16 protein-coding genes are annotated in these 14,581 nt (G+C 65.1%); 8 read left to right on the top strand and 8 right to left on the bottom strand.

Annotation, left to right across the window (positions count from 1 at the left end; all coding sequences use genetic code 11):
• Window positions 1-3: 3 nt before the first annotated feature.
• Together B5X78_RS07205 and B5X78_RS07210 are read left to right on the top strand one after the other, a co-directional pair.
• The gene (locus B5X78_RS07205; protein ID WP_139381440.1) at window positions 4-909 is read left to right on the top strand and encodes an SMP-30/gluconolactonase/LRE family protein; all 906 of its coding nucleotides are present in this window, start codon (window positions 4-6) and stop codon (window positions 907-909) included.
• A complete protein-coding gene (locus B5X78_RS07210) occupies window positions 906-1,802 on the top strand; it encodes a 2-dehydro-3-deoxygalactonokinase (protein ID WP_079723743.1) in 897 nt (298 codons plus the stop codon). Before B5X78_RS07205 ends, B5X78_RS07210 begins: the two co-directional genes overlap by 4 nt.
• 62 nt (window positions 1,803-1,864) lie before the next feature.
• Here B5X78_RS07210 and B5X78_RS07215 read toward each other — a convergent pair whose 3' ends face one another.
• The gene (locus tag B5X78_RS07215) at window positions 1,865-2,689 is read right to left on the bottom strand and encodes a class I SAM-dependent methyltransferase (RefSeq protein ID WP_079723744.1); all 825 of its coding nucleotides are present in this window, start codon (window positions 2,687-2,689) and stop codon (window positions 1,865-1,867) included.
• Complete coding sequence (locus B5X78_RS07220; protein ID WP_139381441.1) at window positions 2,686-3,525, bottom strand: class I SAM-dependent methyltransferase; 840 nt, start codon at window positions 3,523-3,525, stop codon at window positions 2,686-2,688. The genes B5X78_RS07215 and B5X78_RS07220 overlap by 4 nt, the downstream gene beginning before the upstream one ends.
• 250 nt (window positions 3,526-3,775) lie before the next feature.
• On the opposite strand from B5X78_RS07220, the gene B5X78_RS07225 reads away from it, so the two are divergent.
• Complete coding sequence (locus B5X78_RS07225) at window positions 3,776-4,321, top strand: OsmC family protein (RefSeq protein ID WP_079723746.1); 546 nt, start codon at window positions 3,776-3,778, stop codon at window positions 4,319-4,321.
• 1 nt (window position 4,322) lies between these two features.
• Window positions 4,323-5,297 (top strand): AraC family transcriptional regulator, encoded by a 975-nt coding sequence (locus B5X78_RS07230; RefSeq protein WP_079723747.1) that lies wholly within the window; start codon window positions 4,323-4,325, stop codon window positions 5,295-5,297.
• Between the two features lie 11 nt (window positions 5,298-5,308).
• Here B5X78_RS07230 and B5X78_RS07235 read toward each other — a convergent pair whose 3' ends face one another.
• Together B5X78_RS07235 and B5X78_RS07240 are read right to left on the bottom strand one after the other, a co-directional pair.
• Window positions 5,309-5,869 carry a hypothetical protein gene (locus B5X78_RS07235; protein WP_079723748.1) on the bottom strand — a complete coding sequence of 187 codons (561 nt, stop codon included), beginning with the start codon at window positions 5,867-5,869 and terminating at the stop codon, window positions 5,309-5,311.
• 47 nt (window positions 5,870-5,916) lie between these two features.
• Window positions 5,917-6,831, bottom strand: a complete 915-nt coding sequence (locus tag B5X78_RS07240) for an AraC family transcriptional regulator (protein ID WP_079723749.1) — start codon at window positions 6,829-6,831, stop codon at window positions 5,917-5,919.
• Window positions 6,832-6,912: 81 nt separating this feature from the next.
• On the opposite strand from B5X78_RS07240, the gene B5X78_RS07245 reads away from it, so the two are divergent.
• Window positions 6,913-7,449 carry a carboxymuconolactone decarboxylase family protein gene (locus tag B5X78_RS07245; protein WP_079723750.1) on the top strand — a complete coding sequence of 179 codons (537 nt, stop codon included), beginning with the start codon at window positions 6,913-6,915 and terminating at the stop codon, window positions 7,447-7,449.
• A gap of 83 nt (window positions 7,450-7,532) precedes the next feature.
• Window positions 7,533-7,790, top strand: a complete 258-nt coding sequence (locus tag B5X78_RS07250; RefSeq protein ID WP_079723751.1) for a hypothetical protein — start codon at window positions 7,533-7,535, stop codon at window positions 7,788-7,790.
• Between the two features lie 4 nt (window positions 7,791-7,794).
• Here B5X78_RS07250 and B5X78_RS07255 read toward each other — a convergent pair whose 3' ends face one another.
• Both B5X78_RS07255 and B5X78_RS07260 read right to left on the bottom strand, forming a co-directional pair.
• Window positions 7,795-8,202, bottom strand: a complete 408-nt coding sequence (locus B5X78_RS07255) for a DUF4259 domain-containing protein (protein WP_079723752.1) — start codon at window positions 8,200-8,202, stop codon at window positions 7,795-7,797.
• A gap of 158 nt (window positions 8,203-8,360) precedes the next feature.
• On the bottom strand, window positions 8,361-8,900 hold the full coding sequence (locus B5X78_RS07260) for an NMCC_0638 family (lipo)protein (protein WP_139381442.1): 540 nt from the start codon (window positions 8,898-8,900) through the stop codon (window positions 8,361-8,363).
• A gap of 208 nt (window positions 8,901-9,108) precedes the next feature.
• Between B5X78_RS07260 and B5X78_RS07265 the strand changes: the two genes are divergently transcribed.
• Together B5X78_RS07265 and B5X78_RS07270 are read left to right on the top strand one after the other, a co-directional pair.
• Window positions 9,109-9,588, top strand: coding sequence for a L,D-transpeptidase family protein (locus B5X78_RS07265; RefSeq protein WP_079723754.1), 480 nt, complete (start codon window positions 9,109-9,111; stop codon window positions 9,586-9,588).
• 57 nt (window positions 9,589-9,645) lie between these two features.
• Entirely contained in the window at window positions 9,646-11,070 is a 1,425-nt protein-coding gene (locus B5X78_RS07270) for a nicotinate phosphoribosyltransferase (protein WP_079723755.1), read from the top strand.
• Window positions 11,071-11,097: 27 nt separating this feature from the next.
• Here B5X78_RS07270 and B5X78_RS07275 read toward each other — a convergent pair whose 3' ends face one another.
• Window positions 11,098-11,430, bottom strand: coding sequence for a DMT family transporter (locus tag B5X78_RS07275; RefSeq protein WP_079723756.1), 333 nt, complete (start codon window positions 11,428-11,430; stop codon window positions 11,098-11,100).
• Window positions 11,431-11,581: 151 nt separating this feature from the next.
• Window positions 11,582-14,299 (bottom strand): TonB-dependent receptor, encoded by a 2,718-nt coding sequence (locus tag B5X78_RS07280; protein ID WP_229730851.1) that lies wholly within the window; start codon window positions 14,297-14,299, stop codon window positions 11,582-11,584.
• Between the last annotated feature and the right edge of the window lie 282 nt (window positions 14,300-14,581).

Genomic DNA, 14,581 nt, shown 5'->3' on the forward strand with positions numbered 1-14,581 from the left:
CACATGAGCGTCGCGCACGCACGCCTGCTGGTGGACAGCCGCTGCGAGCTGGGCGAAGGCATCGTCTGGTCGCCGGAAGAAGGCGTGCTGTACTGGGTGGACATCAACGGCGCCGCGCTCTGGCGGCATGAGCTGGCGCGCGGCCTCACCCGCCACTGGGCCTTGCCACAACGACTGGCATGCCTGGCCCTGGCCAGCGGCAACCGCTTGTTGCTGGGACTGGCCGATGGCCTGTACTGGATGGATCGTGCCGCGCTCGCCGACAGCGATGCGCTGGCGCCCAACTTGCTGTGCAAAGTGGAAACGCAGCTGCCTACGCGCTTGAACGATGGGCGGGTGGATCGCCAGGGTGCGTTCGTGTTCGGCACCAAGAGCGAAGCGGCCGACGGCGCCGCGATTGGCGGCTACTACCAGTACTCGCCCGCTTACGGCCTGCGCCGGCTGGCCCTGCCCAGTGCCGCCATCCCCAATTCGATCTGTTTCGACGCGGCGGGTACCACGTTGTATTTCTGCGATTCGCGCGCGCCACGCATCCTGTGCTGCGACTACGACAGCGAGCGGGCGCAGGTCGGCGCGGTACGCGTATTCGTCGAGCTGGACCGGGCCGATGCCTCGCCCGATGGCTCCATCGTCGATGCCGACGGCTACCTCTGGAACGCGCAGTGGGGCGCGGGCCGCGTGGTGCGCTACAGCGCCTCCGGCCAGATCGATCGCATCATCCGCCTGCCCGTCTCGCAGCCTTCGTGCTGCGCCATCGGCGGCCCGGGCGGTGACCAGCTTTTCATCACCAGCGCCCACGAAGGCCTGGACCCGGCGGCGCTGGCGCATGAGCCACATGCGGGCGGCGTTTTCGTGGCCGCGCTGGGCACGGCTCTGCAACGCGATGAGCCCGAGGTCCTGCTGCGATGATTGCAGTGGACTGGGGCACCAGCAATCTGCGGCTGTACCGCATGAGCGCGTCCGGCGAGGTGCTTGAACGCCGGCGCTGCGAAGGCGGCCTGTTCGACAACGCCGAGGCTTACGCCGATCGGTTGCGCCGCGAGATCAACGGCTGGGAGGATCGCGACATCGTGCTCAGCGGCATGGTCGGCAGCCGCAGCGGCTGGCAGGAAATGCCCTATCTGGATTGCCCGGTGGGCCAGCCCGAACTGGCGGCGGGCATGCAGCGCTTCACGCCGCCCGGCTTCGAGGATCGCCGGCTCTGGATGATTCCAGGAGTTTGCGATCGCCAGAGCGCTTCGGTGCCGGACGTGATGCGTGGCGAGGAAACCCAGATCGCCGCCCTGCTCGATGTCCTGCCCGCCGGCCAGCATGTCATCTGCCTGCCCGGTACGCACAGCAAATGGGTCACCGTGCGCGATGGCCGCATCATCAGCGTCGCCACGGCGATGACCGGCGAACTGTTCGCGGTGCTGCGCATTCACAGCATCCTGGGCAAGCTGATGAGCGAGGATGATCGCTTCGATGCCTACGCTTTTGATGCCGGCCTGCGGCGTTCGGCCGAAAGCGGCGGCTGGTTGCAGCATCTTTTCAGCGCGCGCACGGCCGGCCTGTTTGATCAGTTCAGCGCTGCCGCCCTGCCCTCGTATCTGTCCGGCATCCTGATTGGGCACGAGATTCGCGCCTCCGATCTGCTGACCCGCGTACCGCGTCCGGCGCAGGTGCACCTGGTGGGCAGCGATCGTCTGCTGGCGTCATATGCGCACGCCTTGACCACCCTGGGGATCGGCGTGCAGCGGCATTCCGAGCATCTGGCGGCGGTGGGCATGGCCAAGTTGCTGGCGCTGGTCGAGGTCGGGTAGCTCCCATCCCAACCTTCCCCCGCAAGCGGGGGAAGGGGCCCACGCCTTCCCGCAAGTGCGGATCACGGCTTCTGCGCGAGCATCAACACGAACTCGCCGGGCACGCGGAATCCATCGCCTTGCCGCCACTGCGAAATCGACTCCACATAACGTTGCTGCACCCGCCTTCGCGTCGCCTCATCAAAGCGCGACCACGCCATCGCCACCGGCCCGCCGACAAACGCAGCATCGCAAGCCTCTTCGGCATCCGCATAGTGCAATGGCGTGGTGACACGCTGCTCCGCGACGCCCACCAGCCCGGCCTGCTCGCATAGCGCGGTCAAGGCACCGGAGTGACCCAGCTGGAAGAACAGCGGGCATACCTCGCTGCTCACTTCCGCATCGACGATGGGAAACACCGACGACCAGCCGCAGTTCCTGCGTTCGCCCCACACCGCCAAGGCCACGCGCCCACCCGGCCGCAGCACGCGATGGAACTCGCGCAGGGCCTGTTCCGGATCCGGCATGTACATCAGGCCCAGGGCGCAGATCACCAGATCGAAGGTGGCGTCCGCACACTCCAGCTGTTCGCCATCCATGCGCGCAAAGCCGACGTTGTCCAGGCCCAGCGCGGCGGCGCGCTGTCGCGCCGCTTCGACCATGCGCTCGGAGATGTCCACGCCGGTGACATGACCGGTGCCACCCACGAGGTCGGCCACCGTCAGCGCGATCAGGCCGGTGCCGCTGGCCACGTCGAGCACCGATTCACCCGGCAGTGGCGCGGCCAGCAGCAACAGCTGCCGGTGCGCCGCGGACAGCTGCTGCTGCCACAGGAATTCGTAGGCATCGGCCGCGAGATCCCAACCGTAGCGTTGGATGCGGCGTTGCAGTCGCGCCTGCAGGCTCATCGGCGGGTGATCACGATTTCGAGATACTCGCTCGGCACCACCAGCGCGTTGCGTCCGGGTTCCGCATGGCCACCGCCGTCGAAGCGGTGCATCAACTCGGCCAGATCTTCGTGCAACTGCGCGGCCCTGTCGGCGGGCAGCGCATCGAACGCCTTCTGCACCGGACCGTACCAGCTGCGGAACACCTCGATCATGTGCTCGGCCGAGCGATAGCGGAAGTTGAACACGCGCGGCGTGGCGACAATCGAAATGGCCTCATCACCGAACAGCTTCTGCAGGTGCGGCAAGGTGCCCCACGCCGAAGGCGGCGTCAGTCCGGCCGGTGGCGGCAGGTGGCGGCCCAGCACCTTGAACATCTGGCCGATGAAACCTTCCGGCGTCCAGTTGGCCATCGCGATGCGGCCACCCGGGCGGCAGACCCGCAGCAGTTCATCCGCGGCCAGCGCGTGGTCGGGCGTGAACATCACGCCGAAGGTGGACAGCACCAGATCGAAGCTGCCATTGCCGAACGGCAAGGCCTCGGCATCGGCTACCTGGAAGTTCATCGGCAACTGCTCGGCGTCCGCGCGTTGGCGACCCAGTTCGAGCAAGGCCGGGACATAGTCGGTGGACGTCACCCATCCACCACGGCGGGCCGCGGCCAGGCTGGCATTGCCGTTGCCGGCGGCGACATCGAGCACGTCTTCGTCCCAGCGCACCTGCGCCACTTCGGCCAGGCGCTCGCCGACGATCTGCAGGGTGGTGCCGACGACGGCGTAATTGCCGCTGGACCAGGCGGCTTGTTGGCGTTGCTTGATGGCGGCCAGGTCGAGCGCGGGGGAGGAAACTTGGGTCATCACATTCATGGTGCGGCTTTTCCGTCAGGGGTTCGGGGGAGGCGTAGAATGCGCGTCGAACGCCCGGCCCGTCCCGACTTCGCGTCCGCGCGATTTGCCCCAACATCCGCGCGCAAGACTGAACAGCGGCGCGGATTGCCGGGCATCCGGAAGTCCTTGCCGGGCGTCCGCCGGCCTGGCCGCGTGGCCTCATCCGCCCCGTTACAGCGTCAGACTTGCCGTCGCAACACGCAGACGGAGACCCGCAGGAATGAACACGCAACACGACATCGCCGAGGCCATGCAGCGGGCGATCAACGTTTTTGTCCGCCGCCCCGACATGGGACTGCATGATGACGCCGCCGGCCGTGCCGTGTGGAAAGGCGGCACGCGGGTGACCACTTATCACGACAGCGGCTTGCACATGGATACGGACATGCCGCGCGAACTCGGCGGCACCGGCGATTGCGTGTCGCCGGGCTGGTTGTTCCGCGCCGGCATCGCCGCGTGCAGCACCACGGTCATCGCGATGATCGCGGCCAGCGAAGGCATCACGCTGGATCGCCTGGAGATTGTGGTGGGCAGCCAGTCCGACACGCGCGGGGTGCTGGGCATGCACGACAACGACGGCGAGTTGATCAATCCGGGGCCGCAGGCGATCACGATGGATGTGCAGATCAGCGCTGCCGGTGTCGATGCTGCCGTGCTGCGGCGACTGGTGGAGCAAGGCCTGCATCGTTCGCCGATGCAGAGCGCGCTGCTGCGGCATCCGCCGCTGACCGTCAACGTGTCGGTCGATCAGGACATGGCGGCCTGACATGGACGCACTCTCCGAGATCCTGCGGGTAGTGCACATGTCCGGCGCGTTTTTCATCAACGCGCGCTTCAGTGCGCCCTGGTGCTACCAGTCGCCGCAGGCATCGCTGGCGGCGCCGTGGCTGGATCCCTGCGCCGAGCAGATCGTCATCTTCCACCTGATCACCGAAGGCGAATGCCTGGTGGAGATGGAGGGCGAGCCGCCCCTGCGCGTGCAGGCCGGCGATGTGTTGCTGTTCCCCACCGGCGCCGCACATCGCATGACCTCCGATGCCGGCCTGCCGCCACCGCCGGGTGCCGCCAACCTGCAGAAGTTGCTGTCCAGTCGTCCGCGCCGGCTTGCCTACGGTGGCGGTGGCGCCGCCACGCGCATGGTATGTGGCTACCTGGCCTGCGATTCGCGCCTGGCCCGGCTGCTGCTCAATGGCCTGCCACCCACCGTGGTGGTGAGCCTGCGCGATTCGGAAGCAGGGAGATGGCTGGAATCCTCGGTGCGTTATGCGCTGGCCGAAGCACGCACGCCGCGCCCCGGCAGCGCCGGCCTGTTGGCCAAGTTGTCGGAACTGCTCTTCATCGAAGTGCTGCGCCAGCACGTCCATCAAAGCGAAGGTCAGGTCGGCTGGCTGGCTGGCCTGAGCGATCGCGTGGTCGGCAATGCCTTGAATGCGCTGCACCAGAAGCCCGGACACGAATGGACGCTGGTGGATCTGGCGCGCGAAGCGGGCACTTCGCGGTCGGTGCTGGCCGAGCGCTTCCAGCAACTGGTCGGCACCTCGCCGATGAATTACCTGACCCAGTGGCGGATGGTGATGGCCGCCAACCTGCTACGCCGCAGCAACACCCCGCTGGCGCGCGTGGCCGAGGAAGTGGGCTACCAGAACGACACCTCCTTCAGCCGTGCGTTCCGCCGCGAGTACGGCCAGCCTCCCTCGGCGTGGCGGCGCAACTGCATGCAGCGGGAGAGTTGGGCGCAGTAGCGCCATATCGCTCAGGCCCCTTGCAAGACGCCGATCAGCAGTGACGACAGCGCAAAGAAGCCGCCGATCCACAGGAGTACTCGTTGCAGCAGGCGGTAGACGTACTCGTTGTCGCGACGATCATGGTGATCGATGACCGACAGGATCAGTATCAGGCAGCCACACACGAACGCGACGAACATGCCCATGGCAGGCGCGTCGCGAAGGTGGATGCCATGCCCATGTTTGAAACCCACATACAGCTGGTTGGAGTGGAGTCCGTAGATGCCATACGCCAGCAGCCCCACGGCGGAGGCGACATTGCGGAGGCGAACCTGCCAGGGGACCTCGTTGGGAATGTAGCGCCCTTGCGCGTCATGCGTCCGTCTGGGCGGCGGCGGCAGCTCCTGCCCGACATCCGCCATCGGCTCGGCTTGGGCGGCCTCAAGCGCTCCTGCATCGCCGGCCTGCTTCTCCCACGCCGCCTGCAGCCGGGCGTAGTTGCCGGGAAACTCCTGCTTGTTGATGCCGGCGAGGGCTTCTTCCAGCTCCTGCCGCGTATAGCGCGAGTAATCGATATCGCCGTCTCTCATGGGCGCACGCCTGGAGTCCCCACTCCGGTAGTCAGGCGCAGTCTGCCTCAGGCGGAGGCGAAGATGCCAGCCAGCCACTCGCGTGGCGAACTGCCGGTCCGGCGACGAAACGCCCGCGACAGCGTGGGTGCATCGGCAAAGCCCAAGTCCAGCGCCGCTTGCTTGACCGAGCGGCCGGAGCGGAGCATCGAGCTGGCCACGCTCAACTTCCAGTCGAGCAGGTACGCGGCCGGCGTGGTGCCGGTCGAAGACTTGAACGCGGCGGCGAATGCGCTGCGCGACATCCCGGCGATCCCCGCCATCCGTTCCAGTGACCACTCCTCGTGTGGTGCGCGGTGCAACGCGACCAGTGACCTGGCCAGGCGCGGATCGGACAGGCCCATCATCAGGCCCTGCGACACCTGCGCCTGGGCCGGATGATCGATGATCCAGCGCAGCACCTGGATCAGCACGACCTCGAACAAGCGGTTGGTCAGCAGTCGCGATCCGCATCGGTTTTGATCGGACTCGGCGAACAGCAGATCAAGCGCAGGCTCCAGGCCTTCAATCTCGTTGAGCGGCAGGGCAATGAAATCCGGCAGCGACTGCACGATCGGATTGCGCGCGCCGCCGTCGAAATCCAGGGTGGCGCAGGTGAAGTCCGAGCCGTCCACCGGTGGATTGAAGAACTCGTGATGCGCGGCGCGTGGAAACAGCAGCAGCGTGGGCTGGGACAGATGCAGTCGCTGCAGGCCCTGTTCGCCGTGATGCACGACCTCCAATTCGCCACGCCGCAACACGTGCATGAAAGCGCGTCCGGGCACGGCCTCGAAGGATTGGTGGCCGCATAACGGGCCGGAATGGAACAGCGACGCCTGCACCCGGAAGCGTTCCAGCACCGGCGTCAGGCGGTCGATGGAAGGAGGTGCCGGCCCGGCAGCGGCCGGTTTCGTCGTGGACGAATTGCCATGTTTTGACGACATACAGCCATCCCGAGTCCTGTTTGCCTCCGTATTATGCCCATCCACCGCCCAGTCTGGTCGGCCCCAACAGGAGCAAACCCCATGTCACGCGTCCCCCTGATCAACCCCCATGACACCACTGCTGATCGCCAGGCCGTGTTGTCGCAAATCCACGCCGCTTTCGGCGCCACCCCCAACATGTTCAAGGCCGTGGCCAATTCCCCGGCCGCGCTGAAGAGCATGTGGGGCGCGTTCGGTGCCTTGGGTGGCGGCGTCATTCCCGCCAAGGTCGGCGAGCAGATCGCCGTGGCCATCGCCAACCGCAATGCCTGCGAGTACTGCTTGGCAGCGCACACCGCGCTCGGTCGCAAGGCCGGCGCCAGCGGCGCGGAGATGAGCGCCGCGCAGGATGGCCATTCCGATGATCCCAAGACGGCAGCAGCACTTCGCTTCGCCTTGCGCGTGGTGGAAAGCCGCGGCCAGATCAGTGATGCCGACGTGCAGGATCTGCGCGGTGCGGGCTACGACGACGAGGCAATCGTCGAGATCCTGGCGCACGTGGCGCTCAACCTGTTCACCAACTACGTCAATGTGGCGTTCGCGGTGCCGGTGGATTTTCCCGGCGTCAAACTGCGTTGAGGCTACGCACTGAACCTGCCAGTCCGGGCATGACCCGGGCTTGCGGGCCAGTCGTTCCGTTCACCCGGCACTGGCGAGGTCCCATGTCAGCGTATTCGACTTACCAACCCATCAACTGCGAATTCCATGACGTGCTGGAATCCGTCGCCGTGCGTCGCACCGTGGCGCTGATCCGTTATCTCGACGATGACGGCCTGCAGGCCAGCCTGCAATCGCGCATTGCCGACGTCTATTCCCTCCAAGGTGCCGAGTACCTGCGGCTGGCCTCGGGCGAGCGCATTCGACTCGATCAGCTGCTGAGCATCGATGGCGTGCAGCTCGCTTCGTTCCCGACGGACTGAAGACTCACGCCTGCAACTGCTGCATCAATTCCTTGACGGAAGCCTGCCACTCCGCCAGCTCGTCGGTTTCTTCCCATAGCTCCAGCAGCTCGGAATTGGGCGCCAGAATCCGGGCGAGCGCATTGTGGGCGCGCTGTGCCAGAGCCGGTTCGATGCCCGGTCGAATCCGCGCCACCCACTTCGTCAAGTGATCCTGGCGAAGCGCCGCGGCCGTCGGCCGGCCCAGCGCAGCGGCAATCACTTCGGCCGCCACGATGGCCTGACACGCGTCCGGCGCCTCGACAAACTCGGTGGAGGTCAGCACGTTGTCGATGACTTCGCGAAGCAACGCCAGGTCACCGCTATCCGTCACGTCAGCCAGGAAATCCGCCGCGTCATCATTCTCGAACGATCCCGGTCCCCAGGCACCCATGCTGCGCTCCTTGTGTGTTCATCCCTGCCAACGGCGGGGGCCATGCTACTGTGCATCCCGTCGCGAGGAAGGCCGGCCGCCTTCGGCGTGGGGGCGCAACTGCATGCAGCGTGAGAGCTGCGCGCAGTAGTTCATGCCCGTGCGGCGACCTCTCGCGATTATTGTTCCTTTGCCACCAGTGCCATCGAAGCCATCGCCTGGATGCCGCCACTGGCGTCGTTCGCGGTGGTGAGGGTAAAGAGCAGCTCCGACTTGTCCTGCGGTCGTCCCCACGAATAAGCATGCGTCGTGGCATTTTTGGGACTGCGGCTGGAGTAATCCAATGCGGTGGCGACAAGCGGTTCTGGCGCTATGTTCACCAATCGGGCAAAGCTCCGTTGTTCGGCAGCGGCATCGGCGGACTCGGCGAACACGGCACACATGCCAGTATCGAGCAGCGACACCACGAACCTGGAGGATGGCAATGAGACCCGCCATGCCGTGCCCGGCTTTCCGCCCAGGAAGTAGCGGGCATCTTCTGCTCCCATCGGCTCCGACCCATCACCCTGCATTTGCTTGCGCAGATCGTCAGTGGCGTAGAAATGCGCCATGCAGGTGCTGGCAAACAGCTGCCCAAACTCCGTCACTTCGGCTTCGGTAGCCATTACGGTTAGCGGTGTAGACAACAGGCCGAACGTGGCGAGCAACAAGTTACGCATCCTTCCTCCAGCAATTCGTTTGAGTGAGATGATGATCCCTTACGCCCCCAGCTGCCGCATGACTTCTTGGGCAGAGGCCTGCCATTCCGGCGGCTCCTCGGCGGGGGCGATCCTACTCCACCGGCGTCAGCTCCACCCGCGCTGCACTGGCACGCCGCCGGTACAGGCGGCATAGTCGCCTGCGACAAGGGCATTCAAGGAAGCAGGCATGCGCTGGAGCCACTGGCTGGTGGTGTCGTTGGTAGTGTTCCCGCTCGCCCTGCAGGCGCAGGAAGTCGACCGCATCCTGATCGACAAATCGGCGCGCACGCTGGCACTGATGTCAGGCGACAAGACGCTCAAGACCTACCGCTCCATCAAGCTCGGCGACGCGCCCTACGGCCACAAGCAGTTTGAAGGCGACGAGAAGACGCCCGAGGGCGAGTACCGTATCGACGGTCGCAACGGCGGCAGCCGCTTCCATCTGAGCCTGCGCATTTCCTACCCCAATGCCGCCGACCGCGAAAACGCCCGGCGTGCCGGCCGTTCGCCGGGCGGCGACATCTTCATCCACGGCCAGCCCAACGGCTCGGCTCTGGAACGCCTGCCGTTCGACTGGACGGACGGTTGCATCGCACTGAGCAACCGGGAGATCGAGGAGCTCTGGAAACAGGTCAAGGTCGGTACGCCGGTGACCCTCCAGCCTTGAGCAAACCCTGTCCCGGCTACTGCGGCGATAATCACGCCGTTGCCGAGGAATTCGCCCATGCACTGCCTGCACAACCTGCTGCTCAATACCGACAGCTACAAGGCCAGCCACTGGCTGCAGTACCCGCCGCAGACCGACGCCACGTTTTTCTATGTGGAGTCGCGCGGGGGACTCCATGACCGCACGCTGTTTTTCGGCCTGCAGGCGATTCTCAAGGCCTACCTGACCACGCCGGTGCGCCATGCCGACATCGACGAGGCGCGCGACCTGTTTGCCGCGCACGGCGAGCCGTTCAACGAAGCCGGCTGGCGCGACATCGTCGATCGGCTGGGTGGCCACCTGCCCATCCGCATCCGCGCGGTGCCGGAAGGCAGCGTGGTGCCCACGCATCAGGTGCTGATGACCATCGAGTCGACCGATCCCGCGGCTTTCTGGGTGCCCTCGTACCTGGAAACCATGCTGCTGCGCGTCTGGTATCCAATCACGGTCGCCACCACCAGCTGGCACGCCAAGCAGACCCTGCGCCAGTTCCTGCAGCGCAGCAGCGATGACCCGGAAGGCCAGTTGCCGTTCAAGCTGCACGACTTCGGCTCGCGCGGGGTGTCCAGCGTGGAGTCGGCGGCCATCGGCGGCGCCGCGCACCTGGTCAACTTCCTCGGCACCGACACCGTGTCTGCACTGCCGTTTGCCAAGGCGTACTATCACGAGCCGATGGCGGGCTTCTCCATCCCCGCCGCCGAGCACAGCACCATCACCAGCTGGGGCCGCGAGAACGAGGTGCAGGCGTATCGCAACATGCTGCGGCAGTTCGCGCGCCCGGGTTCAATCGTGGCGGTGGTGTCGGACAGCTACGACATCTATCACGCCATCCAGGCGCATTGGGGCAAGACGCTGAGGCAGGAAGTGATCGACTCGGGCGCCACGGTGGTGATCCGGCCCGACTCCGGCGATCCGGTGGCGGTGGTGCACCAATGCCTGGAACTGCTGGACGAGGCCTTCGGCCATGTCGTCAACGGCAAGGGTTACAAGGTGCTGAATCATGTGCGGGTGATCCAGGGTGACGGCATCAACCCCACCAGCATCCGCGCGATCCTGGAGCGCATTACGAGCGCCGGCTATGCCACCGACAACCTGGCCTTCGGCATGGGCGGGGCCCTGCTGCAGCGGCTGGATCGCGACACCCAGAAGTTCGCGCTCAAGTGTTCGGCCGCGCGCGTGGCCGGCCAATGGATCGATGTCTACAAGGATCCCGTGACCGACAAGGGCAAGCAGAGCAAGCGCGGGCGCATGAGCCTGATGCGCCATCGCGAGTATGGCGGCTATCGCACGGTGCAGATTCCGCCCGGGGCGCAGGATCTGGCCAGTGTCGATGCACCTGCTGGCTACGACGAAGCCCTGGTCACGGTATGGGAAAACGGCCGCTTGCTGCAGGACTGGACCTTCGCGCAGGTGCGCGAGCGGGCGAACGCCGAGCGGATCTAGTCCACGCCGGTTCGCGTCGGCGCGCACTCAGTGCGCGGAGGATTTCGACAGCAGGTTGAGCACCGCCACCCCGCTGATGATCAGGGTGATGCCGACAAACGCCCAGCCATCCAGCTTCTGTCCATGCATCAGCCAGGCGATGGCGGCCACCAGCACGATACCCACGCCTGACCACACCGCGTAGGCGATGCCGACCGGGATCGTCTTCAACGCCAGCGACAGGCAGTAGAACGCCAGGCCATAGCCGACCACCACCACCGTGGTCGGCAACCAGCGCGAAAACCCTTCGCTGGACTTCAGCGCGGACGTGGCGATGACTTCCGCCACGATGGCGACCGCGAGCAACCACCAATGCTTCATGACCTGCCTCCCTGAGCGGACGGTTCGCGACAAGGCGCCCTGGGGCGCCGACATACCAAAGAGAAGGGCGCCCGTGGGCGCCGACGTACCAAAGAGAAGGGCGCCCGAGGGCGCCCTTCGCATCATCGCAAATCCGTGCCGGGAGGGAGGCTTAGAAGCGGATGCTCAGGCCAAGATTGATCGAGCGGCCATAACGGTAGTAACCCTGCGACAACAGCGGGTTGCCGTTGATGCTGTAGGTCTGGGCTTCGTCGAGCAGGTTCTGGCCTTCCATGGAGACGGTGAACATGTCGTTGATCTTGTACGACACGTGCGCGGTCAGCCAGGTGATGGAGTCAGCCTGTTCGTTGTAGCCCTCGCCCAACACGTTGGTGGCGGTGACGAAGCCATCGGTGTGATCCGCGTTGGCACCAATGGACCACTTGTTCTTTTCGTACATCAGGCCCACCGAATACGTGGCCGGCGCGATGCCTTCCAGCGGACGTTCCAGGCCACCGACGAAGCTCTTGGACCAGTTGCGGGTGTACTGGGTGCGGAAACCGAAGCCGTTGTCCCAGAAGTGCTGCAGGCCGGCTTCGATACCGCGGACCTTGGCATAGTCGCCGTTGATCGGGCGGGTGATGTTGAACAGCGTCGGACCTTCGGTGGTCGGGTTGCCGTCGGCATCCACGATCGGACCCACGCCGATGTCCTGGCCCGGTTCCCAGCTGGTGGTGATCTGGTTTTCGATGCGCTTGTAGAACGTGGCGACGTTGAAGATCGAGCTTTCGGTGAAGTACCACTCCAGCGACAGGTCACCCTGCTTGGCGGTGTAGGGCTTCAGGTCCACGTTGCCGCCATAGATCTGGCTGAACTCGCCCCACGACACGCTGGCCGTGGTGTTGGTCGGCGCCAGCTTGTCGACCGGCGGACGCGCCATCGTCTTGGCCGCGCCGACGCGCAGCTGCAGCTCGTCGGTGAAGTGCCAGATGAAGTTGCCCGACGGCAGCCAGTAGGTGTACTCGCCCTTCTGCGAAATCGCGGTCGGCTCGGCGTAGTTGGCGGTGTAGTTGAACGCACCGTTCTCGGTGATGCTCAGGATCTTGGCGTCCCAGGCTTCCGAGGTGGTACGCGTGCGGACCATGCGGATGCCGACGTTGCCGTCCCACTTGTCGCCGGCCAGGTCGAACTGGATGTACGGGGCGATGGTCTTTTCGCTGACGCGGTAGCTTTCCAGCGGATTCCAGCGCGGCGCCGCGTTGGCGAAGTCGTACGGAGTGCCGTCGGCACGCAGGTTGCCGTTGTAGGCCGCCAGCTGCTTCAGGTAGTTGGGCACGTCGAAGGCCAGGAACGAACGCGGGAAGTAGGCGTTGATGTCGTTCATGAACTCCGGCAGCGTGAACGAGTGATCGATAACGTTGCCGCCCAGATCGCCCACGTTGATCGCGTTGTCGCCGGAGTAGTAGTCGGCGCCGCCGTTGAGCGTGTTGTTGACCAGATCGCGACGCTTCTTGCGATCGGTCATGTTGACGCCGAACTTGATCTTGTTCACGCCCCACTTGTCAACGAACAGATCGCCGCCGAGCACACCGCCGGTGATCTTGTCTTCGATGTTGTCGCCACGCAGTTCCATGTAGTGCGTGTTGAAGTCGCTGTTGCCGAACTGTCCATTGGCCAGGCCGGTGACCAGTTCACGGCCGTCGTCGAAGTTGACGTAGACGTTCGGCACGCGGTCGCGGCTGAGTTCGATGCGGGTGGTGTTGGGCTGGTTCATGCGCAGGACCACGTAGGTGTCCTGGCCGCCGGAATAGCGCTTGGAGGTGGAACGGTACAGATCACCGTGGAAGCTCAGCGTGTCGCTGAAATCCCACTGCGCATTGACGCCGTACAGATCGGTGTCGACCACGCGGTGTTCGGTGGTGTTGAGCAGTTCCGGATTCATCCGCTGCTCCGGATCCGGATTGTCCATGGTGAAGCCGGTGACGATGCCGTTCTGGATGGTCATGTCGGACCAGCGGCCCGGCGCGAACAGCGGGTAGAACGACTGCTGGTAGCCGACCTGCGGCGAGTCCAGCTTGGTCTTCAGGCCATCGACGACCAGGCGGAAGTTGTCGCTCGGGCGCCATTCCAGCTTGGCCGAGTAGGCGGTGCGCTTCTTCTCTTCCAGGATCGAACCGGTGCGGAACTGGCCGGGGCCGATCAGGCCGTACTCTTCCGGATCCAGCTCGCCATTGCCGTTGGGATCGATCGCGCCGCCCCAGGCATTGCCCCACAGCCAGCTTTCGTCGTTGGGATCCGGGTTGCGGGTCCAGCCGCCGTCGTTGCCGGCGATATCGGTACGGTCCTTGCGCTTGCCGTAGACCAGGCCGAGCAGCACGCCGAAGGTGTCGTCGGCGAAGGTGTTGCTGTAGGCAGCGGACAGCTTCTTGCCGTTCAAGTCCGACATCAGGTTGCGGTCGCCTTCAATGCGCACCGCGCCATGCTGGCCCTTCTGGTCGAACGGGCTGGCCGAACGCAGGTTGATCAGGCCGCCGATGGCGCCTTCGGTCAACGAGGATTCGGCGCCCTTGATGACGTCGGCGCCGTTGATCACGTCGGCCGGCAGCACGTCGAAGGCGAAATCGCGACCCGAGCCGTCGGTGGCCAGGATGCGGTTGTTGAAGGTGGTGAGGGTGTATTCCGGACCCAGGCCGCGCACGCTGACCTTCTGGCCTTCGCCGCCGGCGGTACGGGTGATGGACACGCCGGTGATGTGGCTGAGCGAGTCGGCGACGTTGTCGTCCGGGAACTTGCCCAGTTCCAGTGCGTTGATGGAGTCCTGCACCGTGGTGGCGTCGCGCTTGGCGTCGATAGCGCGTGCCAGACTGGCGCGCACGCCGGTCACGGTCACGGCATCAAGGGTGGTTCCGACATCTTCCTGTCCTGCCGGTGCGGTCGGCTGGGGGTCAGTGCTCGCCTGCTCCTGGGCCATGCCACTGAAGGGCACGAGGGCAAGCGCGATACAGCAAAAGAGCGTGTTTCGGTGCAGGCAAGCAGTCTTCACAGGGTTCTCTCCCAAAAGTCCCAATGGCGATGTCAGCAATATGGCAGCAAGGTGTCGGCTAAGTTACTTAACACACGAAATCGAGCCTATCCGAAGTTTCGTTTCATATCAATAGCGAAATTTAACGAA

The organism is Pseudoxanthomonas indica (genome assembly GCF_900167565.1).
Taxonomy (GTDB): domain Bacteria; phylum Pseudomonadota; class Gammaproteobacteria; order Xanthomonadales; family Xanthomonadaceae; genus Pseudoxanthomonas_A; species Pseudoxanthomonas_A indica.

Excerpts from the sequence above, each read along its gene's own strand:
- B5X78_RS07210 (WP_079723743.1), top strand. The coding sequence starts at position 906 with ATGATTGCAGTGGACTGGGGCACCAGCAATCTGCGGCTGTACCGCATG.
- B5X78_RS07265 (WP_079723754.1), top strand. The coding sequence starts at position 9,109 with ATGCGCTGGAGCCACTGGCTGGTGGTGTCGTTGGTAGTGTTCCCGCTC.
- B5X78_RS07260 (WP_139381442.1), bottom strand. The coding sequence starts at position 8,900 with ATGCGTAACTTGTTGCTCGCCACGTTCGGCCTGTTGTCTACACCGCTA.
- B5X78_RS07245 (WP_079723750.1), top strand. The coding sequence starts at position 6,913 with ATGTCACGCGTCCCCCTGATCAACCCCCATGACACCACTGCTGATCGC.
- B5X78_RS07250 (WP_079723751.1), top strand. The coding sequence starts at position 7,533 with ATGTCAGCGTATTCGACTTACCAACCCATCAACTGCGAATTCCATGAC.
- B5X78_RS07275 (WP_079723756.1), bottom strand. The coding sequence starts at position 11,430 with ATGAAGCATTGGTGGTTGCTCGCGGTCGCCATCGTGGCGGAAGTCATC.
- B5X78_RS07220 (WP_139381441.1), bottom strand. The coding sequence starts at position 3,525 with ATGACCCAAGTTTCCTCCCCCGCGCTCGACCTGGCCGCCATCAAGCAA.
- B5X78_RS07270 (WP_079723755.1), top strand. The coding sequence starts at position 9,646 with ATGCACTGCCTGCACAACCTGCTGCTCAATACCGACAGCTACAAGGCC.
- B5X78_RS07230 (WP_079723747.1), top strand. The coding sequence starts at position 4,323 with ATGGACGCACTCTCCGAGATCCTGCGGGTAGTGCACATGTCCGGCGCG.
- B5X78_RS07235 (WP_079723748.1), bottom strand. The coding sequence starts at position 5,869 with ATGAGAGACGGCGATATCGATTACTCGCGCTATACGCGGCAGGAGCTG.
- B5X78_RS07205 (WP_139381440.1), top strand. The coding sequence starts at position 4 with ATGAGCGTCGCGCACGCACGCCTGCTGGTGGACAGCCGCTGCGAGCTG.
- B5X78_RS07255 (WP_079723752.1), bottom strand. The coding sequence starts at position 8,202 with ATGGGTGCCTGGGGACCGGGATCGTTCGAGAATGATGACGCGGCGGAT.
- B5X78_RS07225 (WP_079723746.1), top strand. The coding sequence starts at position 3,776 with ATGAACACGCAACACGACATCGCCGAGGCCATGCAGCGGGCGATCAAC.
- B5X78_RS07240 (WP_079723749.1), bottom strand. The coding sequence starts at position 6,831 with ATGTCGTCAAAACATGGCAATTCGTCCACGACGAAACCGGCCGCTGCC.
- B5X78_RS07215 (WP_079723744.1), bottom strand. The coding sequence starts at position 2,689 with ATGAGCCTGCAGGCGCGACTGCAACGCCGCATCCAACGCTACGGTTGG.